Raw genomic sequence first — 20,663 nt, 5'->3', positions numbered from 1 at the left:
TATGCAAACGCAACCAGTCATAGGGACCCGCGTACCGCGGCTCCGGATCACCGATGTCACAAAGGCATTTTCCGGCGTGCAGGTGCTGAAAAACGTCAGTTGCTCGGCAGACGCCGGAGAAGTCGTGGCCTTGCTCGGAGCCAATGGCGCCGGCAAGTCCACTTTGATGAAAATCCTGTCCGGTGTCTATTCCTGTGATGCGGGCCTCATCGAAATCGATGGCATACCCGTCGACATCACGTCTGCTCGTGCTGCCATCGCCGCCGGCATTCGCTTGATGCCGCAGGAACTTTCGGTACATCCGGACCTGTCGGTTGCGGAAAACATCGCTCTAGGGTCGATGCCCTTACGGAAGGTGGCCGGGATTGGTTTCGTCGATAGGAACGCCATGCGAAGCCAGGCCCTGGCACTGCTTTCGAGATTGGGTCTCGCCCACATCGTACCGGATCGCAGGATGGGATCCCTCTCTCTGCCGGAGCAGCGTATCGTCGAGATCGCCAGAGCGTTGGCCGGGAAAGCCAGAATTCTGATCATGGACGAGCCGACGGCTTCAATGGGAGAGGCTGATGCCGAAACGCTTTTCGGTGTGATCGATGCACTGAGCGCAGACGGCGTGACGGTCATCTATATCTCGCATTATCTCGACGAAGTCTTCCGGCTGTCGGATCGGATCGTGGTGCTGCGAGACGGCGAAGTGCGCGGGCAATTCCGGACCGCCGACACCAGCCATGAGGAAGTACTCAGGGCGATGCTTGGTGGTGACCTCGGTGACCTGTTTCCTCCGAAATCCGTCGCTCTTCCGGAAGAGACCGTCGTTACGGTCGACGGGCTCTCGCTGCCCGGTTGGCTTGAGGACGTTTCGTTTTCGGTGCGACGCGGCGAAATCCTGGGCGCATTCGGCCTGATCGGCTCCGGTATCGAGAAAGTGGGGAGAGCCGTCTACGGCGCGGAACCATCTGCAAGGGCGCGATCCCTGCGGATGGCTGACAAGGAGATCAAACTCTCCGGTCCGAAACAAAGCATCGAAAACAGCATCGGTTTTGTCGCGGCGGAACGCAAGCGGCAAGGTCTGATCGGCAATCTCACGGTCCGGACGAACACGACTCTCCCATACCTTGGATCCTTCACACGTTTTGGAGTGGTCGACACCGCGCGAGAGCGTGCGATTTCGCAGCACTGGATCAAAACCCTTCGCGTCAAGACCACGGGACCGGAGCAGGAGATACGCCTGTTGTCGGGCGGAAACCAGCAGAAGCTGTGTCTTGCTCGCTGGCTGCTCGGCAGCCCAAAGCTTCTAATCCTCGAGGAGCCGACACGCGGCGTCGATCTCGGCGCAAGGCGGGAGATTTACGACGAAATCCACCGCCTTGCGGTCGGCGGCATGGGGATACTTCTCGTATCGTCGGACGCCGAAGAGGTTGCCGGCCTCGCAGACCGGACCCTCGTTTTTGAAGACGGAAAAGTCGTCGCAGTCCTCGGACCACAGGCATCGGCGGCGGATCTGATGCAGGCGGCAGAAACGAGGTCCGTTTCGAGCGCCTCGAATGAATTGGAGAAAGCATGAGCAAGTCTGGTTCGATCGTGGAACATGGGCCAGCGGAGAAGCCCGGGCGTCCCTCTTTGGCGGACGTTCTGGCACGGCCGGCCGCGGGCATCGTCGTGCTCCTGGTATTTTACGTCGTCATTCTCGCCGCTTTCGCGCTGCTGTCGCCCTATTTCCTTACAGTCAGCAATCTTGCAAACATCGGTACCAACATGGCCTTCATCGGGTTGATGGCCGCAGCGGGCACGCCGCTCATTATCGGTGGCGGACTGGATCTCTCGGTCGCAGCCGTCGCGGGTCTCGCAGGTGTCATCGTCGCATTGATCCATGCGAACGGTATGAACATCTGGATCGGGTGTCTGGCGGCTTTATTCGTAGGCGCAGGGGTCGGCGTCCTGAACGGCCTGATCGTCACCAAGCTGCGCCTCAACCCGTTGATCGTGACATTGGGAACGATGAGCATCTTCTCCGGGATATCCATGGTCATGACGGGGGGCCTGAGCAAGCCGCTATTCGTTCCGGCATTCAACTGGCTGGGGTCCGGTCGTGTTCTTTCGATACCGTTCCCCGTCATCCTGATGCTGGTCGTCTTCGTCGTTCTTTGGCTGGTGCTTTCAAAGACGCCGTTCGGTCGTTTCGTCTATGCGACCGGGGGCAACCCGGAGGCAAGCAGCCTTCTTGGCGTACCTGTCGAGCGGACGCAGTTGATCCTGTACGTGGTCTCCGGCATTTCTGGAGCAGCTGCTGGCATCATTCTGTCAGCCATGCTCGGTGCCGCAGCGCCGAATGCCGCCAGTCAGCATCTGCTGACCATCATTGCGGCTATCATCCTGGGAGGCACGAGCCTGTTCGGCGGGCGCGGCAGCGTATGGGGCACGCTGATCGCCGTGTTGATCCTCGGAACGCTGAACAACGGCCTTACGCTCATGAATGTGTCGAGCTTCTGGCAGGATGTGACGCGCGGCGTCGTGTTGTTGTTGGCGGTTGGTCTCGATCAACTCCGCGTCCGCCTGCAAGGCTGAAACCACATTTTTCCGGAGAACCAGAATGTCTGAGCGTCCCTTGAAGGCTGGCCTGTTTGGCATCGGCCTAGAAGCCTATTGGGCGCAATTCGAAGGGCTCGAGGCACGGTTACGCAGATATGTCGACGTCGTTGCCTCGAAGCTCGAGCGCCCTGGCGTGGACGTCGTGAATCTCGGTCTGATCGATACTCCGGAAAAGGCTCTGGACGCCGGTCATGCGTTCCGGGAGGCTGACGTCGATATCATCTTCCTGTTTATAACGACCTACGCGCTGTCTTCGACGGTGCTGCCTGTTGTCCGCCGCGCCAAAGTTCCGGTCATCATTCTCAACCTACAACCGGTGGCTGCGATCGACTATGCATCCTTCAACGCACTCGGCGACAGGACGGCTATGACGGGCGAGTGGCTTGCCCATTGCGCGGCGTGCCCGGTGCCGGAGATCGCCAACGTCTTCACTCGGGCGGGTATTCGCTTCCACCAGGTTACCGGCGTCCTCGAGGATGACCCCATCGTCGAAAACGCGATCGAGGAATGGATCGAGGCGGCCCGCGTTGCTCATATCATGGCGCACAACAGGCTCGGGGTGATGGGGCGTTACTACAACGGCATGCTCGATATCTACTCCGATCTCACCGCGCAAAGCGCCGTGTTCGGCACGCATATCGAGGTTTTGGAAATCGACGAACTGGCGCGCTTGAGGCGCGAAGTCTCCGACAGCGAAATCCTGGCATGCCTCGCTAAGATCAAGTCCGATTTCGATGTGCAGGCCGATTGCGACGAAGAGGAACTGACGCGGGCCGCAAAGACCGCCGTTGCCCTCCGCAAGCTCGTGGAACTCAAGCGCATCGGTTCTCTGGCCTACTACTACGAATCCGTTCCCGGCCATGAATACGAGAACATTATCACATCCGTTATCGTCGGGTGCTCGATGTTGACGGCCGAGGGTATTCCGGTTGCTGGTGAATACGAGATCAAGAACGCTCAGGCGATGAAGATTATGGACAGTTTCGGCTCTGGCGGATCGTTCACAGAGTACTACGCAATGGACTTCAAGGCTGACGTCGTCCTCATGGGCCATGATGGCCCAGGTCACACGAAGATAGCCGAAGGCCGTACGAAGATACGGCCCCTCCAAGTTTTCCACGGTAAAGTCGGCTCGGGCGTCAGCGTTGAAATGTCTGTCAAGCACGGACCAGTCACATTGCTTTCCGTGGTCGAAATCGCGGGCACGCTCAAGCTGCTTTGCGCTGAGGGCTTTTCGGTCGAGGGTCCTATCCTGGAAATCGGAAACACCAACAGCCGATATCAATTCTCCATTGGCGCACGAGCGTTTACGGAGAATTGGAACGCGCAAGGGCCAGCACACCATTGTGCCGTCGGTGTCGGCCACATCGGCGGTAAGATTGAAAAGCTGGCAGAGCTTTTAGACATTCCATTCGTAAAGGTCTGTTGAGCGTTGGCTCAGCCTCTCTGTTTGATATTGCGATATTCTGTCCGCACAAGCGTAATAGCGAGCCGGACGTTCATATCCCTTCAAGACCTGAAATATCGGTTCGACTTTGTGCTCAATAGTGGCTGCGACCCATTCTCCATGGCAGCTTTGCGCCGTCATTTTGGCCATTCGAGCTGCTTTTCGATCTCCTATAAGCTGACGGTCCACGGAATCGGCCTGTCTTCTTTTGCTAGTCGTTCCTGAAAAGCCGACTTTCATTTTAATGACTAGATGTCCCGATCGAGCTCTTATCGGACCCGTTAATACAGTTGCGAATTCGGGCTATTTCGGCGAAAATTATGAGGGCGGCATTCGCTCAAATGCCTGTAGCGAAGGATCTATCTTATCCCACACTTGGCCGCAGACACTATATGTGACGACTTGCGGATTGAACCTGCCTGGATCGTCGAGACTGGCAGCGTGTACCACTATCAGTTCCGGCATCGCGGCAAATGTCAGGTAAACTGGAGTTCCGCAGGCCGGGCAGAAGGCGTGTATCTTTTCATTTCCGCTTTCGCCCGCAACCCGCCAGCTTTTGGCCTCGCCCAAGATTGTCACATCGGCGCGCTGCGCGAACGTCAGATAGGATCCATGCCCGGTGCCGCTGCGTTTCTGGCAATCGCCGCATTGGCAGTGATTCTCGAAGATAGGTTCGCCCGCCGTTTCATAGCGGATTGCACCACAGGCGCAGCCGCCGGTATAGGCTTTGGTCATGACTATTCTTTCTGAGAGTGAGATTTGACGCCGCCTGAAATCAGGCCGCCTTTGGCTTGGCGAAGATGTCCAGACCCTTGCCGGTTTCGAGAAGGGATTTCAGGCTGGAGAGGACGGTTGGCCAGCCTTTGCTGATGCCGTTCGCCATGCCGCTGCCCGCAATTAGGTCGTCATGGGTGACAGTCAACCTGACCATATCGTCATACTCTACTATTCCGAAGGTCACACGGCTGTGACTGGCCGGATCGGTAGCCTGCGAAGCATTCGCCCAGGACATGACTAGACGGGTCGGCGGAGAGATCTCGATGATCTTGCCGACAAGTTCGACGGAGCGTTCATCATTGGCACGAATGTGTTCCCACTTCGATCCGATCTTCCAGTCGGAAATATTCTCGTGGCCCCAGTAACGCCTTGCGACATCCGGTTTCGTTATTGCCTCGAACACCTTTTCGGGCGTCGAGAGAATATAGGTTACATAAACAAAGCTGGTCGTCTCTCTGGTCATTGCTACTCTCCTTCCAGTTCTTTCTTCAGGTCGTGCAGCAGGCTGAGCCGCTGGCGTTCGAATTTCTGCACCCACCGCTCGTAGACTTCGTGCAGCGGCACTGGATTGATAAAATGCAGCCTTTCGCGCCCACGCTTGACCGTGCTCACCAGATTAGCATCCTCCAATATACCGAGGTGCTGCGTGGCGGATTGCCGGGCCATGTCCAGGGTTTCGCAGAGCGCGCTGAGCGTCTGCCCGTTCCTCTCGCAGAGAAGGTCGAGCAGCTTTCTGCGTGTCGGGTCGCCCAGCGCTTTGAAAACTTTGTCAGCGTGCATTGGTCTCAATCTGTACGAGTGCATGAATATGCAGGTAAATACCTGCATGTCAAGGGGCGGGTGGGAGCATGCGCCCGATCCGCACTCGTGAACTTCCAACTACAGATACAAGTGTCCGCTTACGGAGAGATTGTCACTTGTCGGCTATGACTGGGATGAAGTCGGAAGCAGGCCTAGATGCAGCTCGCGCTCTTTGGCAGCTATTTTAGCCTAGACCACCAAAGCCGGACAGTCGCGAAGCGGCCCCTGTCAGCCATTTCCGAAAGCAAATAGCTGCCCGCACACCGAAATTCGGCGCGAACGAATGAGCCAACGATGGGGTCGGCGGTTCGAGCCCCGTCAAGGCGAGTAGTTCGTGCTCAGCCTTTGCCGATGCGAAGCGGGTTGATTATCTCTATGCCGTAAAAGTCTTTCTCATTGTCGGTCACGACGATGCATCCGTTCGCCTGGGCGGTGGCCGCTATGATGGTATCAAGGCCACCGCGTGATCGCCCGATTGCTTTTCCCTCGGCCATCAATCGCGCCCATATGAGAGCTGCCGTTTCGTCAAAGGGTAGGATACGATTGGCGAAGAGACGCTGCGGCCCCTCATCACCAACAAACCAGCTCTCGAGAGAAGTACGCTTCTTGCCGGCGGGCTTCTCCAAGATGCCTTTGTGGATTTCAGCCACAGTAAGTGAAGCGATAAAAAGACTATCGTCGGTCTGATCGGCCATCCATGTCATCAAAGCGACCGATGGCTCCGGCTTTGTGATGTTGCTCAGGATATTGGTATCGAGAAGGTAGCGCATTAAAGATCGATCTCACGACTTTCTTCACGTTGACGAGAGATTTCAAGGTTAGCGCCGACAAGTGGAGAGCGGCGAAGCGCTGCGAGAATTCCGCCTTTTTTTGGCGGTTCACCATTGATGGTATCATTTAAAGCCGCACGTAGTTTGACGGACTCCGGGCCATTTTCTGCGAGGCGGCGCGCTAACATTCTGATGAGGTCACGATCGGCGTCGCGGCCCATGACTTCGAAACGAGCGAGCCCACGGTCACTCAAGCGGGATCTGTAGTTTTGAATTGCGCGGGTCTGGGAACTAGACATTTTGACCTCCTAGCTATTCCCGGTAATATAGCTGGAAAGACCTCAGCGCACAAGACCAGCACTGGACTTGGCTAAGATTTGAAAGCCGGCGAATCTCCCGGTCGATGGTTCGATTCCTTTCAAGGCGGGCAAAGTGCGCGTCGCTAGCTTCGATAACGCAGAGCCTCCAGCAGGACGGCAAAGGCAGGTGAGGGCAAGCGCCGACTGGGGTAGTAGAGATGGTAACCGGGGAAGGGCGGGCACCAGTCTTCAAGGACGCGGATGAGACTGCCTTCGCTCATCGCCGACACTGCCATATCCGCAGTGACGAAGGCAAGTCCAAGCCCTGCGATGGCAGCTTTCAGCGATTGACTTCCGGTATTGAAGGTCAGCTGACCGTCGACGCGCACGTTAAGCGCCTGGCCGTCTTTCTCGAATTCCCAGGCATAGAGCCCGCCGAAGGTCGGCAGGCGTAGGTTGATGCAGTTGTGTCCGACCAGGTCGCGTGGCGTCAGCGGCCTCTCGCAATTCTCGAAGTAGGCGGGCGAGCCGACCAGCGCCATGCTGACCTCTGGGCTTACCCGCACCGCGATCATGTCCTTGTCGACCTGCTCGCCAAGACGGATACCGGCGTCATAACGCTCTGCCACGATATTAGTGAGCCCGTTATCGAGAATCACCTCCACCCGTATGTCGGGATAAACCGGCAGGATCTTCTGCAGGGCAGGACGTAGGATGGCATCGGCGGGATGTTCACTGCAGGTGATGCGGATTGTGCCGGCTGGACGGTCGCGGAAGTCGCTCAACGCCGCCAGCTCGCCCTCGATGTGATCCAGATCCGGCCCAATCGACAGCAGCAGACGCTCGCCCGCCTCGGTGGGAGCGACGCTGCGTGTGGTGCGGGTTAGCAGCCGGACCCCCAGGCGAGCTTCCAGCTCCCGGATCGTGTGGCTCAGCGTCGACTGGGAAAAACCGAGTTTGGCTGCCGCCTTGGTGAAACTCCGATCCTGCGCCACCGCGCGCAGGGCCAACAGATCGATGAGGTTCTCGCGCAGCATTCATGGCTCTCCGGCATATGTTCATGCGGATCATACCATCTAATTAGAATGATCGGGCAAGCGTATCTTACACTCATCAGACAGAAAGGGTGCGACAATGGATATCAAGCGCAACGGATCCCAGGCCTCTGTCAAAGGCCCGGCCGACTATTTCACTGGCACGGTGCGAATTGACGCGCCTTTCTCCGCTACGGCTCCGGCCCGCATTGGTGGCGCTACGGTCACCTTCGAGCCTGGCGCGCGCACAGCCTGGCACACCCACCCGCTCGGGCAGACACTTCTTGTCGTGTCTGGGTCCGGTCGTGCGCAGCGGGAAGGGGGTCCTGTCGAGGACCTCCGCCCGGGCGATATCGTTTGGTTCGCACCGGGCGAAAAACACTGGCACGGCGCCTCGCCCACCGCGGCCATGACACACATCGCCATCGCGGAAGCCCTCGAAGGCAAGGTCGTCGAGTGGATGGAGCAAGTTAGCGACGAGCACTACGGCCCCGCCCACGAACAATCAGGAAAGTGAGTCACATGACAGATGTCATTGTTGTAATTGGTGCCGGCTCGATCGGCCAGGCCATCGCCCGCAGGGTCAGCTCGGGCAAGCACGTGCTGCTCGCCGATCTGCGCATCGAGAACGCGGAGGCTGCCGCGAAGGTTCTCGCCGATGCGGGTTTCAAGGTCAGCACGGCCACGGTCGATGTAGCGTCGCGCGTTTCCGTCCACGCGCTTGTCGAAACCGCCGCCGGACTTGGTGACGTGACAGGGGTCATCCACGCCGCCGGCGTGTCGCCGTCGCAGGCCAGTCCCGCGACGATCCTCAAGGTCGACCTGTATGGCACGGCACTGGTACTCGAAGAGTTCGGCAACGTCATCGCGCCCGGTGGCGCGGGGGTCGTGATCGCCTCCCAGTCGGGTCACCGCCTCGGCGCCCTCAGCGAGGAACAGAACGCGGCGCTTGCCACACTTCCTGTTGACGAGTTGCTCGATCTGCCGTGGCTGCAGGCCGACGTGGTCACCGATCCGCTCAACGCCTACCAGCTTTCGAAACGCGGCAATTCCCTACGGGTCATGGCGGAAGCGGTTCGCTGGGGTAAGCGCGGCGCCCGCATCAACACGATCAGCCCCGGCATTGTCATCACGCCGCTGGCCCGCGACGAACTGACCGGCCCGCGCGGCGAAGGCTACCGCCGCATGATTGAGTTGAGCCCAGTCGGCCGGGCGGCGAACCCGGATGAGGTCGGCCATGTCGGTGCGTTGCTGATGGGTCTGGAGGGCGCTTTCATCACCGGGAGCGACTTCCTGATGGATGGCGGCGTCACAGCTTCCTACCGCTATGGCGAACTGGCGCCGAAGTAGCCTCCACTCAACCAATCCGAAAAAACACCATCATGTACACACGTAAACGTAGCAACCTCGACGTCTCGGCCATCGGTCTCGGCTGCATGGGCCTCAGTTTCGGCCTCGGCCCGGCCACCGATCGCACAGAGGCCATTCGCGTCATCCGGACTGCTGCAGACCGGGGCGTGACACTGTTCGATACGGCAGAGGGTTATGGGCCCTTCACCAACGAAGAACTGGTTGGTGAAGCCCTGCAGCCAGTGCGGGAAGAGGTTCTCATCTGCACGAAATTCGGCTTCAAGATTGATGACCAAGGACAGATCGTCGGCCTCGATAGCCGGCCAGATCATATTCAAGACGTTGTCGATGCGTCGCTGAAGCGCCTGCGCACCGACCATATCGACCTGCTGTATCAACACCGCGTCGATCCGGCTGTGCCTATCGAGGAGGTCGCTGGCGCCGTTATGGACCTCATTGGCGCAGGCAAGATCAGGAACTTCGGGCTGTCAGAAGCCAGTGTTGCCAACATCCGTCGCGCGCACGCCGTGCAGCCGGTGACCGCCATTCAGGACCACTATTCACTCTGGATGCGGGAGCCGGAGACGACCAAGTTCGCTCTCTGCGAGGAACTGGGCATCGGCTTGGTGGCGTGGGGGCCGCTGGGCCAAGGTTTTCTGACCGGTGCCATTACCCGCGGCATGACGTTCGATGACCCGAACGACCTGCGCAGGGATTTCCCGCGCTTCACGCCCGAAGCACTGGAAGCCAATTTTAAAGTCGTCGATTTCCTCAAAGACCTTGCCACCCGCAAGAACAGCTCACCGGCACAGATCGCACTTGCATGGCTGCTGGCTCAGCAGCCCTGGATCGTGCCGATCCCCGGCGGCACGCGGGTTGCCCATCTCGACGACAACCTGCCAGCTGCAGACCTCAAGCTGACCGAGGACGACCTGCGCGAGATCAACGACGCGTTCGCCACCATAGACATTCAGGGGGCACCTCTTTCCGAAGGGCTGGATGCCGCTATCGACCGCTAAACAAGGAGAAACACGATGAAGACACGTATTCTGGGAAGCAGCAGATTGGAAGTTTCCGCCATCGGGCTCGGCTGCATGGGGATCAGCCAATCCTACGGCACGCCCCTCGAGGTTGCTGATGGGGTCAAGCTCATCCGGGGCGCCTTCGAGCGCGGCATCACCTTTTTCGATACCGCTCAGGTTTACGGTCCCTACAAGAACGAAGAGGTTGTCGGCGAGGCTCTGCAGCCGATCCGCGACAAAGTGGTGATCGCCACCAAGTTCGGATTTGATATCCCTGGCGGTGGCGCCGTGAACAGCCGGCCTGAACTCATTCGCAGCACCGTCGAAGACAGCCTCAAGCGCCTGCGGACGGACCATATCGACCTCCTCTACCAGCACCGGGTCGATCCGAACGTGCCGATGGAAGACGTGGCCGGCACGGTCAAAGACCTGATTGCGGAAGGCAAGGTCCGCGCCTTCGGGCTGTCGGAAGCGGGTGTCGCCAATATCCGCCGCGCCCATGCTGTCCAGCCAGTCACCGCGCTGCAGAGCGAGTATTCACTGTGGTGGCGGGAGCCGGAAGAAGGGATCATTCCCGTGCTGGAAGAACTGGGCATCGGGTTCGTACCGTTCAGCCCGCTGGGCAAAGGGTTCCTCACCGGCACGATTGATGCTGGCACGAGCTTCACTCAGAACGACTTCCGCAATTCCGTCCCGCGCTTCAGTGAGGCAAACCGTGCCGCCAACCAGGGCATCGTCGATACGCTGGCCGGGATCTCGAAGGAAAAGGGCGTGACACCTGCCCAGCTCGCACTAGCGTGGGTGCTGGCGCAAAGCCGGACGTTCGTGCCGATCCCCGGCACGACCAAGCTGCACCGCCTGGATGAAAACATTGCGGCGGCGGACATCATTCTGTCAGCGTCCGACCTCGCTGCGATCAATGATGCCGTGGCCGGCATTGCCATCCAGGGCGAACGCTACTCACCCCAGCAGCAGGCCCGGATCGACCGATGACCGTCGGTAATCCGAAAGTGCTGGTGCTCGGGGCCAATGGACAGTTGGCCCGCGGTCATAGCCGGCGGCAACTCGGGCGTCGGCTTCGGCATCGCTCAGGAATTTATCGCCCAGGGCGCGACCGCCGTGATCACGTGGAGGAACCAGGAGCTAGCAGCACGAATGCTAACGCGTCGATCCGGAATTATCACCACACCGTTCTTCAAGGAGCTTGCCGAGCTGTTGGGGATCAACTGACACGACAGTCTTGCCTCGAATCCCGATATGGTCGACAGCACCTTTCGCGGTGGCGGACGTCGTAACGCCGATCTATGCCGTTCGCCCGGATGCCGAGGTGCTAGCGCTTGGGCTCGCCGAGGCCGTTCTGGCGGACAAGCCGAATTGACCGAAATCCGTGCGCTGCTTTTGTCTGGAGCGCTATGGCCCGGCTTTTCGTACGATCGGCGACAGAGGTGGCGTTCGGCCGGGAGACCCGGCTTGTCCAAAGCTATCCGCCTGGCGCTGGTCGACGGCGTTACCGGACGCTGCACGACATAGGTCAGACCCTGTCGCTCGGCATAGCGGATGGCCGATCGCAGGGTCGGGAATGCCAGCTCTACCTGTGTGAGCGTGTCGTTGCTGCCCGTATAGCCCATCAAAGGCTCGATGAACGGCGCGCTACGGCGCTCGAAGACGAGCAGCCAGCCGTTCATTCGCGCTTTGCTCGATGTCATCGCCGAGCGTGATGGTTTAGAAATGTGGGCGACGGCATCTCCGGGAAATACAGAGCGGCCGAAAGCTGGACGATTCCGCCGGTTATCATTGGAGGCCCGGCCGAAGGATGCCGGTCTTTTGCTTGGGTGATGTGTCTCTCTGATAATCTCCATCATCTATCCCTCCCTGTTGGCGAAGGATGCCGGCGGCCCCCAATAAGGCTGACCGCCGGGCTGGTTGGTCCGGTTAGCTCTTGATGGCGATCCGCTTGACCTGCGTCTGCGCCGTCTCAGTCTTCGGCAAGGTCACGGTCAAAACGCCGTTCCTAAAGCTGGCATCGACCTTGTCTTCATCGACCTCGACGCCGACCGGAATGCGGCGCTCAAAACGGCCGTAGTAGCGCTCGGAGAACTGACGATCCTTGTCCTCGCTCTCGGAGCGCTTCTCGCCCTTCAGCGTCAGCACGCCGTCGTTGAGCAAGACTTCTATGTCCTTTTCTTCAAGGCCCGGCACTTCGGCGGTCACCTTGATCTCCTTCTCAGTGTCGGAGATCTCGACGCTTGGCCAGCCGATGCCGAACGCGGCGCCGTTGCCGAGGGATGGCAGGCCAGAGCCGAAGCCACGGAACGCGTCATCAAACAAGCGGTTCACCTCGCGGTGAAGCGACAGGAACGGATCGCGTTCGTCATTTCGCAGGAGACTGGGAGCCTGGTTGCCGTCGTTGCGGCGCCAGGGAATCAGATCACGAACACTCATGGTTTTTCTCCTTTCTCTTGGTTCACTTGGTAAAGCGGTGCTGTGGCGCCGGGCAATGCCCAGCACGTTTCTGCAAGCTAGGCTATTGTGGGAGCCTATGCCGCCTGCTTCTCGGCCTCGATCTGCTTCGTCTCGCCTTTGGGCCGCGCAATCGCGGAGCTGATCTCGATCCGGCGCGGCTTCTTTGCTTCAGGGATTTCGCGCTTGAGATCGATGGCCAGCATACCGTTTATCAGGTTGGCACCCATGACCTTGACGTGATCGGCGAGCTCGAAGCGGCGCCTGAAGTCGCGTCCGGCAAGGGCGCGATGCATATACTGGCTGTCATCCTCACTCGCCTTCTGCCCCAACACCACGAGCATGTTTTGCTCCTGGGTGATGTCGATTTCGTCCTGCGAGAAGCCGGCCACCGCCATGTTGATGCGGTAGTCGTCCTCGCCAGTCTTGGCAATGTCGTAGGGAGGCCAGTTGTCGATCGTCTCGGCGCGGCTTGCTGCGCCGAGCGCATCCAATATCCGGTCGAAACCAATGCTCGACCGAAGCACAGGTGCATAGTCGAAAGTAGTGTTTCTCATAGCCACATCCTCCATTGAAGCAACATGGGTACAAGTTTCGATTTGTGTCGCGGATATAACCAATCGTGCGACGGCACCGGACCCGATGGGGCCTCGGATGACTACGATTTAGTTTCAGCAATTTGGCTGTTCAAGAGGTTGCCAACCGGTACCGCAATACTTTTTTCTAAATGGCGCACTCCTATCTCAGACAGCGCAATTCCCCTTAAAGCGGGAGGAAAGGGTGATGAAACGAAATCACTACCATTCATGGTCCCGCGACGTGAGCTGAAGGAAACGGTGCAATCGGCGCAACACAACCTACGTCGAAGGCAAAGCCTGCCGCCAATGCCCAGCTACCTGCATTAGAAGCGAGCTTGCACCACCCAGGCCGTGCATCAAAATAACGAGGTGTTGCGTTCGCGATCAAGATCAGGCGACTCATTGCCGAACGTGTCTGAAGCCACTCGGTTGCCCAAGTTCCGGCCGGAAGGATTTATGACGACCAGACCGCTCAGGGTCACCGCCGGCACAGCAATTAGGAAGAGCGGGCTCGATCGCAACATCGAATTTCCTCGTAAAGCGCACGGAACCCGAATTCGACAGTTTGGTTACCGTTCAACAGGATCAGATCCAAAATTGTTCGTTGCCGCCGTCTGCCGGCTACGGTCGACGATCTTATCGTGAACTTGGTCGGCAACGCTCTTCCAAGGCATCCTTCCGGTCTTGGTCGCGCACCAGCCAGCAGACCGCACCAAGCGATAGTATCGCGACGGCCAGGCCCAGGATTGTCAGCGGTTCCGTGGCCGAGGCATCCAGAATTATAAACTTCCTTCCCAGCGCCAGTAGGGCGATGAGTACCACGGCGCGGGCCTGGACGATGTGTTCATGGCGCTTGAGGACGCTGATGATCGAGTGATTAAATTCTAGCGCGATCAACACCGTAAAGATCATGCCGAAGACGGTCTGGAAAACGCGGTGATCGGCCGGGTCGATAATGCCCTGCGCAACTAACTGGAAAACCCGGATCGACAACCCCGCCAATGCAGCGATGACCACAAGGCTGATCAGGGCTGTCAACGCAACGATTACCAGTTGCTCGAAACGCTCGTAGAGGCTGAGGGCTGACCAAGAGCGACGGATGTCGCTCAGTGCATCATTTGGATCTGAGATTCTGTTTTTACTCTGATGGTAGGCCTCGTCTATCATCTCTTCCGCCTCAGCTGTTATTGAACTGAACGGTAGTATTTGGCTTCCATAAATGGCAAAAACAGGGAACCTGCCACGAGCACTGCGGTTGTTCGATCAGATACCCCCCTGAGGATCGAGTCACCTGAAAGCGAAAAGTCTTCACGTGACCTGTAGAGCCTGCCGGCGAAGAGCTCGCTCTGCGGAATGATATCGTCAAGCACCATGCCCCTGAGCCCGGACGCCGCTAGCCGAGGGCCAAGGCTCCCCATCTACGCCAGACGGAAGATCTTCCACGCCGGGCAGCGTCATGCTGGCAAGAGCAATGCGGCCACACCGTTCAAATCTGAGACCTCTGCATAGGGCCGCCAATCTGAATTGCCTACCTCCCGCTGCCGGTTCACCCAGATGCCGCGCAGACCCAATTCGTGTCGCGCCTTCATATCCCAGTACATCCCCATCGCCACATGCACCGTCTCGCTTGGCGTCACGCCCATCTCGCGGTAGGCATACTCGAACAACTGGCGCGACGGCTTGTACGCTTGCGCCTGTTCCGCGGTGATGACGTAGTCGAAGGGTACGCCGATGCGCGCAACGGTGGGCGCGATGAGATCGTCGTCAGAGTTCGTGAAGATCGCGAGCTTATAGCGCTCGCGCAGTCGACGCAGGACATTCGGAACCTCGGGGTGCGGACCCATCACCATCGGTGACGACGCAATGCGATCGATTTCGGCTGCGGTCGGCGTCAGGCCATGTTCGGCGAATGCTGCAGCGAAGCCGAGGCGCAAAACATCCTTGTAAAGCCGGTGCGGCCTCTCCGCCGTCAGCCGTTGCCCTTGCGCGGAGAAGCTTTCGAGAATTTTGGTTGCGCTGGCGCCGCCCGCATCATGCGCTGTCAGTATTGCACCGATCTCGCGCAGAAGTACTTCGTACCACTGCACGAGCGTGCCATAGCAATCGAAGGTAATAACCTTCGGCGCGGGATCGAGAGTGAACATTAAGGCGTTGGGGTCGGGCATCGAATCTTGCTCCTCGAAACATCGCTTCCTATCTCAACGAGACGAACTCACCACAGCGCTGGTACGCTATTGAACATCCTGGTCGCCACTCACTGACCAACCTTGCCTACTTTCTTATGTCGCCCCGCCGTCCCGTGCTTCTATGAAAGCACGCCCGTTGCTCGATGTCATTCCGCGTAGGGAGCGAACTGCCGTGCTGTCACTCTCCCGTCCGTGCTCAGGTCGTTCTGCACGCCAGCGGACAGAAAACATTTGGCGGAACAGTGGAATTCAAAACTCATTGTCTATTCGAGATCGCAAGCGTGTCAACTGGGCACGATGGGGATGGTGAATACGGGGATTTTTCCAGTTTCTTCCCGTAGCCAACGAAACGGCAGCCGGGCGCCCGACCCATCCGCCTGCGGTCTCGTCTATGGTCTAGCGAGTGCAGCTTTCCACCTGGCGGGAGCTCCGCGTCTCCCTCCGTCCTTTGAACGGCGGCAATAATTTTCCGGACAACAGCCTCCATCTTAGCCAGTCAGCGAGCGAAGACCTCGGTGTATAGTGTGTCAGCCTTGCGCTCGCATCCTTAAGAGCGGCCGATAGATCAAATATCTCGTCTCTTGCCATCTTCTCGGTCATCGAAGCGATTTCTGTATATTCATTTTAAGCGTGGTTGCCATGAGTAACATAGCGATGGTCACTCGCTCGCCCGTTACTAGCTTTCTGGTTCTCGAAGACACGCCTCACGGGCTCCGGCAAATACTGCAAACTTCGTACGGCCTGTGAGAGGGCCCTCCGTTATCGTTGCCATGGCGCTGACTTCGGGAAGTTTTTCCTCTTGTTTAAGAGTTTGTCCCGTGTAAATGCGGATGACAAGACCTGGCTACTTCAGGGGAGGACGGGAACATCGCTAAGGCTCGGCTATCTCGCCGCCTATTCCTATTGACGTCGCTGGCCCTGGCCCCGGCGATGGCGATCCTTTTCTACAATGTTGCGTCTGCCCGCATAGTAAAGGAGCGCGAAATTCAGGTTGAGGCCCTGCGCTCGGGTGAACTGGCTTCGTTGGAAATAACGCGGATCATCGATGGCTTGCAGAACGTGATGGCCACCCTGGCAGCTGCTCCGGTGGTTCAGGTATTCAACGTCGATGGCTGCAACACTTATTTGCAGCGCTTGGGCAAGAGCCTGCCGCAGTTTGCCAGCCTCGGTGTGGTCGATAGTGGTGGCACCGTGCGCTGTATTCAGGACGGGAAGGGCTTGGGCATCACAATTGGCGACAGGCCTTATTTTCGCGAAGCCATGAGCAAAGGCACCTTCGTTGTTGGCGAATTCACCAAGGGTAGGGTCTCCGGCACCAACGTTCTGCCTTTGGCATTGCCGATCACGGCTGACACGGGAGGCATCTCCGGCATCGTGGTCGGGGCGCTGGATCTGAATTGGCTGGCGGCACGCCTGAAAGAGCGCGATTTTGGTCGTAACAACGCACTGACCGTCGCGGATCGCAACGGCGTCATCCTGGCGCGGGAACCGTTCCCCAACAGGTTTGTCGGCACTCTAATCCCTAGCGCATACCTGGGGCTAGTCAGCGCTTTTGCTCCCGGCACACTGGAAGTCAGCAGCCAGGACGGGACAAACCGCATCCTTGGCTATTATCCGCCTGCAAGTAATGCGGCAGGCCTTTATGTCAGTGCCGGCATCTCTACCGCTGACTTCTATGCCGACCTGAACCGCTCGACCTACATCAGTCTGGCGATCGTTTTCCTGGGTGTCATTGCAGCCTATTTTCTAGCCTGGTTCACAAGCACCCAACTCGTGCGTCGGCCGGTTAGCCGGTTGGTCACAACCATCAAGGCCTGGCAGAAGGATGATGTGGGAGCGCGCACCGGCATGGACGAACGGGATGGCGAGTTCGGGGTGGTTGGCTCGGCGATCGACCGGTTCATGGATGAGCTTGTTGCCGCCCGCCAGGAGCGGCGGCGCTCCGAGAAGCAGCGGGAATTGCTGGTTGGCGAACTCGACCACCGCGTCAAAAACCTTTTGACGACTGTCCAGGCGGTTGCTCGGCAGACCTTCCGGGACCACGAGCGCACGGACGAAGCGCTTGAAATTTTCAGCAAACGACTGACCGCGATGAGCGGAGCCCATCAGTTGCTGATGAAGGACGACTGGCAAGCTGCCAGTCTTGCCGAACTCGTGGCGGCAGCCGTCACACCCTTCGATAATCCGGAGGCGTCTCAGTTCAGCGTCTTGGGGCCGGATCTGACGATTCACTCCAAAGCGGCCTTGGCGCTTGGGATGGCCCTGCACGAGATGTGCACCAATGCCGTCAAGTACGGGGCCTTGCGCGAGCCCTCCGGCCGTATCAGGATCACTTGGTCTTCTGGCTCTGAGACCGGCGCTCCCGACCCTGAGTTCCGGTTCACCTGGTCCGAGCATGATGGCCCACCGGTTCGGCCGCCCGAGCGAAAAGGGTTTGGATCAAGGATGATACAGCAGATCCTGGCGATCGAAATGGCGGCTGATGTCCATGTTGATTACAAAGTGACTGGTGTTGTCTGTCAACTCACGGCGCCATCTGCTGGATTGCGAGCCGCAAGATAATTACGCCAGGCGCTGCCCGTCAGGGGCGGCTCCGGGTTTCCAATCGTCCAGCCGATGCCGTTCCTCTCGAGAGCAACATCTCCCATATACTTCACCGCTGTCGGGCAGTTCGCAGCTACCGCGCCATGTACGCGGTCGCGGTCGAAATCGAGAATTCGGACACGCCAGTTGAAAGCCTCAAACAATCGGCTTCTAAAGTCGCGACGACACTTAGACCTATAATTGATCATCCTCTTGCCCCAGCGGCCACTCTCAGAGACGCCGACGAATCTTTCAAGGTGCTCACGAGAATCATTAAGACGATCGTACGTGAGTAGCTGCGGCTAGGGAGCAGAATCCTGATATTGCCTTCCAGTACGTCGCTTCGATGTAGCGTCGGCTTCGCCTCAATCGTCTCGGGTTACTCCATGACACAACTGCTGAAAGCGCTAGCACACCCGCAGTCGGGTTTTCTGTCTTAGCTGTTTATGCCACATCCTATGTCAGTCACTCCACCCGCAGTCGACGCGCAGTATTCTTTTTAAAACGGCCTCCCATCGCTGTTTCGGCAGTTTGATTGGTGCCAGGCGTGGGATGCGGCCGTGCAACTCACGTGAACCGAAAGGGACCGGGAGAAGCGGCTGGCAAGTGATGAAATTGGTATCGCGTCCCCAACATCGATGAAGTTTTGCGGAACAGAGTGTAGTAGATACCCATCACCTTCCATCAAGATTAGGACGACCGCTATGACCAAAGTCCCCAATGCCATCGATCTGCAGGTGGGCGCAAATATGCGCTTCCTACGCGTCCGCCTAGGCATCTCTCAGGAAACCTTGGCGGAGCATCTCGGCGTAGCGTTTCAGCAGGTTCAAAAATACGAAAAAGGGGCGAACCGGATCAGTGCAAGCAAAATTGTGATGACCTGTCGCCTGTTTGGCTGCCCCATCGTGGACCTGTTCTACGGTGTCGAAGACGTCGACTTGGGTGCTGTGACTACCCCCCGTGCCAAGGACCAATCCAGCACTGCAATAAAGGCGATGAAACTGTTCGATACTATTCCGGGAAAGCAGCGGACCGCACTACTCGCACTCATTCGCTCGCTCGCGGTGTCTGATTTGGCATCCGAAGATGAGGATGGATCCCATGACTAGAGCGTCGCGCGGCCTTTTTGAATCCGGCGATTTCCCTTGGCTTCGATTTATAATTCAACATGGCAGGAGGACTTGCCATGTCACGCACCTACTCTTTGGATCTTCGCCAGCGGAACGTTAATGCGATAACGCAGGGCGCAACGCGTCGGGCAACCCAGCGGCAGTGGCAAATTGGGCCCTTAGTAGGATGCTATTATCATCAACGTAAATGCGAAACGGGACGTAACCATGCCCGACCTGGTGGCATGGCTGGAAAAGAATAATGGTGTGAAGGCGTCGAACCTGTCAAGCTACTTTACCGGGGCCTTAGAAAACGTATGGCCCGTCCCGCTTGCATGAGGATTGTACGATTTGCTGATCAGTCAGCGTCAACGTATACGGTCTCATGAGGAGCCTCATTGCCAATGATGACATCCGCACGTTCAGAGCCCCAATAAACACTTCGGCAACCAGTGCCATTTTTTAACCTGGCTTTCCAACCGCCGCTCGACTGTCAGGCCATCATCACGATCCTTCCTGCAAACCTCGTTGGGCTGCGCGGGTGCGCAGCCTATCCGATTAAACAGCTACCGGTTAAGAGATTCTTCACTCTGAAGTTGGATTGCGGTGCCACATCGGATTTCGCCATGGCGGGTGCGGGACAATATAGAGGGAAGAGGATCAGCGTCGGTGTCCGCCCGGAAAGGCAGGCAGTTAGTCCGTTAGGGTTCCATAAATAGCCGTTACGCCCCTCGGCAATTACGGGGTCGCGGTTCAGATCCGTTCAAACGCAAGTAGTGATCTCAGTCTCTTCCAAGCTTCCCTATCAGCACACGGTTACCCTCGCGGTTGCCGCAGGTACACCGAAGCTTGCTACCCATGTACCTAAGGTATTGATTCCCATAGCGTTGGATAAATGCGCTTTTGTCCAGCCAAACAGTCTTCCCGCATATTCCGCATTTGGCTCCCAGCACTTCCCATTCCTTCAAGATCCGGATGGTGTCAAAATCGTAGCCATCGAACTCCCGAAAAATTGCAGGTTGAAATGGCGCCAACTCAACGCCGCGACGGTGTCTCATTTTCAAGCCTCCCGCTGGAAGTGGGGCTGCCATCCTTGAGCGAAAAAGCTACTGAGGATGCCGGGCGCCGTCGGAAGCTCGTTCTGTTCGAACGTGGCGTCCTCAATCACGGCGCGAAGCGCAGCGATCGCATCCCGCCCGTAAGCGGCAACCAAGTCTCTCACCAAGCATTCTTCGGACAAATCAATATCATCATGGCAACCAATAGCTGACACGTCGGCACTCCCCAAAATGTAAGACACAATCCCAATCGCGGAATATGTTCCTATTTTGTTCCCTGCCGCTGAGAGAGTCAATCGGGCCTGAAAAAAATGTTTCGGCACGAACTTTTCCTCGAAGTCCGGCAAGATTTCTCAACAACCTGTCAACAACCTGATAGTGTGCCGCCAAGGGTGGTGACGCGATTGAGCGTCAGGGTTGGGGGTACGTCGTGGACGTTCGGAGCGAGGAATACGTAAAGCTGGACATCAATGTTCCAACTTCGTTTCTCCAATTTTTGGCAGACACAATAGTCCGTCTCGGGTTCCTGTATCCGGCGGCCCGTTTCTTCGTTGAAGCAAACCAAGTAGCGATCGAATGCCCCACAGAGGATGCTAACGC

At 58.0% G+C, this 20,663-nt stretch carries 21 protein-coding genes and 1 pseudogene; 10 read left to right on the top strand and 12 right to left on the bottom strand.

What is annotated here, in order from left to right; genetic code table 11:
• Position 1 precedes the first annotated feature (1 nt).
• From J5278_RS20985 to J5278_RS20975, 3 genes are read left to right on the top strand one after another with little or no spacing between them, the layout of a single operon-like run.
• The gene (locus J5278_RS20985) at positions 2-1,564 is read left to right on the top strand and encodes a sugar ABC transporter ATP-binding protein (RefSeq protein WP_219259005.1); all 1,563 of its coding nucleotides are present in this window, start codon (positions 2-4) and stop codon (positions 1,562-1,564) included.
• On the top strand, positions 1,561-2,565 hold the full coding sequence (locus J5278_RS20980; protein ID WP_142832538.1) for an ABC transporter permease: 1,005 nt from the start codon (positions 1,561-1,563) through the stop codon (positions 2,563-2,565). The genes J5278_RS20985 and J5278_RS20980 overlap by 4 nt, the downstream gene beginning before the upstream one ends.
• Before the next feature lie 25 nt (positions 2,566-2,590).
• Positions 2,591-4,018, top strand: coding sequence for an arabinose isomerase (locus J5278_RS20975; protein WP_209188196.1), 1,428 nt, complete (start codon positions 2,591-2,593; stop codon positions 4,016-4,018).
• A gap of 336 nt (positions 4,019-4,354) precedes the next feature.
• On the opposite strand, the gene J5278_RS20970 is transcribed toward J5278_RS20975, so the two are convergent.
• The 6 genes from J5278_RS20970 to J5278_RS20945 form a co-directional block, all read right to left on the bottom strand.
• Positions 4,355-4,771, bottom strand: coding sequence for a GFA family protein (locus J5278_RS20970; RefSeq protein ID WP_209183075.1), 417 nt, complete (start codon positions 4,769-4,771; stop codon positions 4,355-4,357).
• A 40-nt stretch (positions 4,772-4,811) separates the two neighbouring features.
• On the bottom strand, positions 4,812-5,276 hold the full coding sequence (locus J5278_RS20965; protein WP_219259004.1) for an SRPBCC family protein: 465 nt from the start codon (positions 5,274-5,276) through the stop codon (positions 4,812-4,814).
• Positions 5,277-5,278: 2 nt separating this feature from the next.
• Positions 5,279-5,593, bottom strand: coding sequence for a helix-turn-helix transcriptional regulator (locus tag J5278_RS20960; protein WP_142831623.1), 315 nt, complete (start codon positions 5,591-5,593; stop codon positions 5,279-5,281).
• A gap of 359 nt (positions 5,594-5,952) precedes the next feature.
• Complete coding sequence (locus J5278_RS20955; RefSeq protein WP_142831622.1) at positions 5,953-6,384, bottom strand: type II toxin-antitoxin system VapC family toxin; 432 nt, start codon at positions 6,382-6,384, stop codon at positions 5,953-5,955.
• Positions 6,384-6,683: a hypothetical protein gene (locus J5278_RS20950; protein WP_219259002.1), complete on the bottom strand. Its 300-nt coding sequence runs from the start codon at positions 6,681-6,683 to the stop codon at positions 6,384-6,386. Before J5278_RS20950 ends, J5278_RS20955 begins: the two co-directional genes overlap by 1 nt.
• Positions 6,684-6,826: 143 nt before the next feature.
• Positions 6,827-7,720: a LysR family transcriptional regulator gene (locus tag J5278_RS20945; RefSeq protein ID WP_209207025.1), complete on the bottom strand. Its 894-nt coding sequence runs from the start codon at positions 7,718-7,720 to the stop codon at positions 6,827-6,829.
• Between the two features lie 97 nt (positions 7,721-7,817).
• Between J5278_RS20945 and J5278_RS20940 the strand changes: the two genes are divergently transcribed.
• From J5278_RS20940 to J5278_RS31140, 5 genes are read left to right on the top strand one after another with little or no spacing between them, the layout of a single operon-like run.
• Positions 7,818-8,234, top strand: a complete 417-nt coding sequence (locus J5278_RS20940) for a cupin domain-containing protein (RefSeq protein ID WP_219259000.1) — start codon at positions 7,818-7,820, stop codon at positions 8,232-8,234.
• Positions 8,235-8,239: 5 nt separating this feature from the next.
• On the top strand, positions 8,240-9,067 hold the full coding sequence (locus tag J5278_RS20935; RefSeq protein ID WP_209207023.1) for an SDR family oxidoreductase: 828 nt from the start codon (positions 8,240-8,242) through the stop codon (positions 9,065-9,067).
• A 32-nt stretch (positions 9,068-9,099) separates the two neighbouring features.
• Positions 9,100-10,086, top strand: coding sequence for an aldo/keto reductase (locus J5278_RS20930; RefSeq protein WP_219258998.1), 987 nt, complete (start codon positions 9,100-9,102; stop codon positions 10,084-10,086).
• Positions 10,087-10,101: 15 nt separating this feature from the next.
• Entirely contained in the window at positions 10,102-11,082 is a 981-nt protein-coding gene (locus J5278_RS20925; protein ID WP_209183071.1) for an aldo/keto reductase, read from the top strand.
• A 36-nt stretch (positions 11,083-11,118) separates the two neighbouring features.
• Complete coding sequence (locus J5278_RS31140) at positions 11,119-11,319, top strand: hypothetical protein (RefSeq protein WP_224129430.1); 201 nt, start codon at positions 11,119-11,121, stop codon at positions 11,317-11,319.
• 278 nt (positions 11,320-11,597) lie between these two features.
• Here the strand turns inward: J5278_RS31140 and J5278_RS31135 are convergent.
• The 5 genes and pseudogenes from J5278_RS31135 to J5278_RS20900 all read right to left on the bottom strand — a co-directional run.
• A pseudogene (locus tag J5278_RS31135) lies at positions 11,598-11,951 on the bottom strand (NADH dehydrogenase ubiquinone Fe-S protein 4); the annotation flags it as partial.
• 70 nt (positions 11,952-12,021) lie between these two features.
• Positions 12,022-12,531 (bottom strand): Hsp20/alpha crystallin family protein, encoded by a 510-nt coding sequence (locus J5278_RS20915; protein WP_143123089.1) that lies wholly within the window; start codon positions 12,529-12,531, stop codon positions 12,022-12,024.
• A 95-nt stretch (positions 12,532-12,626) separates the two neighbouring features.
• Positions 12,627-13,106: an Hsp20 family protein gene (locus J5278_RS20910; protein ID WP_209183070.1), complete on the bottom strand. Its 480-nt coding sequence runs from the start codon at positions 13,104-13,106 to the stop codon at positions 12,627-12,629.
• Between the two features lie 657 nt (positions 13,107-13,763).
• Positions 13,764-14,294 (bottom strand): phosphate-starvation-inducible PsiE family protein, encoded by a 531-nt coding sequence (locus tag J5278_RS20905; protein ID WP_219258992.1) that lies wholly within the window; start codon positions 14,292-14,294, stop codon positions 13,764-13,766.
• Positions 14,295-14,581: 287 nt separating this feature from the next.
• Positions 14,582-15,292 carry a haloacid dehalogenase type II gene (locus J5278_RS20900; protein WP_209183069.1) on the bottom strand — a complete coding sequence of 237 codons (711 nt, stop codon included), beginning with the start codon at positions 15,290-15,292 and terminating at the stop codon, positions 14,582-14,584.
• Between the two features lie 951 nt (positions 15,293-16,243).
• Between J5278_RS20900 and J5278_RS20895 the strand changes: the two genes are divergently transcribed.
• Positions 16,244-17,875, top strand: coding sequence for a sensor histidine kinase (locus J5278_RS20895; RefSeq protein WP_219258990.1), 1,632 nt, complete (start codon positions 16,244-16,246; stop codon positions 17,873-17,875).
• A gap of 725 nt (positions 17,876-18,600) precedes the next feature.
• Entirely contained in the window at positions 18,601-19,005 is a 405-nt protein-coding gene (locus J5278_RS20890) for a helix-turn-helix domain-containing protein (RefSeq protein WP_209187025.1), read from the top strand.
• Between the two features lie 1,060 nt (positions 19,006-20,065).
• On the opposite strand, the gene J5278_RS20885 is transcribed toward J5278_RS20890, so the two are convergent.
• Positions 20,066-20,410 carry a hypothetical protein gene (locus J5278_RS20885; RefSeq protein WP_209207006.1) on the bottom strand — a complete coding sequence of 115 codons (345 nt, stop codon included), beginning with the start codon at positions 20,408-20,410 and terminating at the stop codon, positions 20,066-20,068.
• Positions 20,411-20,663: the final 253 nt, after the last annotated feature.

It is taken from the genome of Rhizobium sp. B21/90 (genome assembly GCF_019355815.1).
In the GTDB taxonomy this organism is placed as follows: Bacteria; Pseudomonadota; Alphaproteobacteria; order Rhizobiales; family Rhizobiaceae; genus Rhizobium; species Rhizobium rhododendri.
The sequence above is the reverse complement of the archived record's forward strand: the minus strand, read 5'-3'. Positions and strand labels throughout refer to the sequence as shown.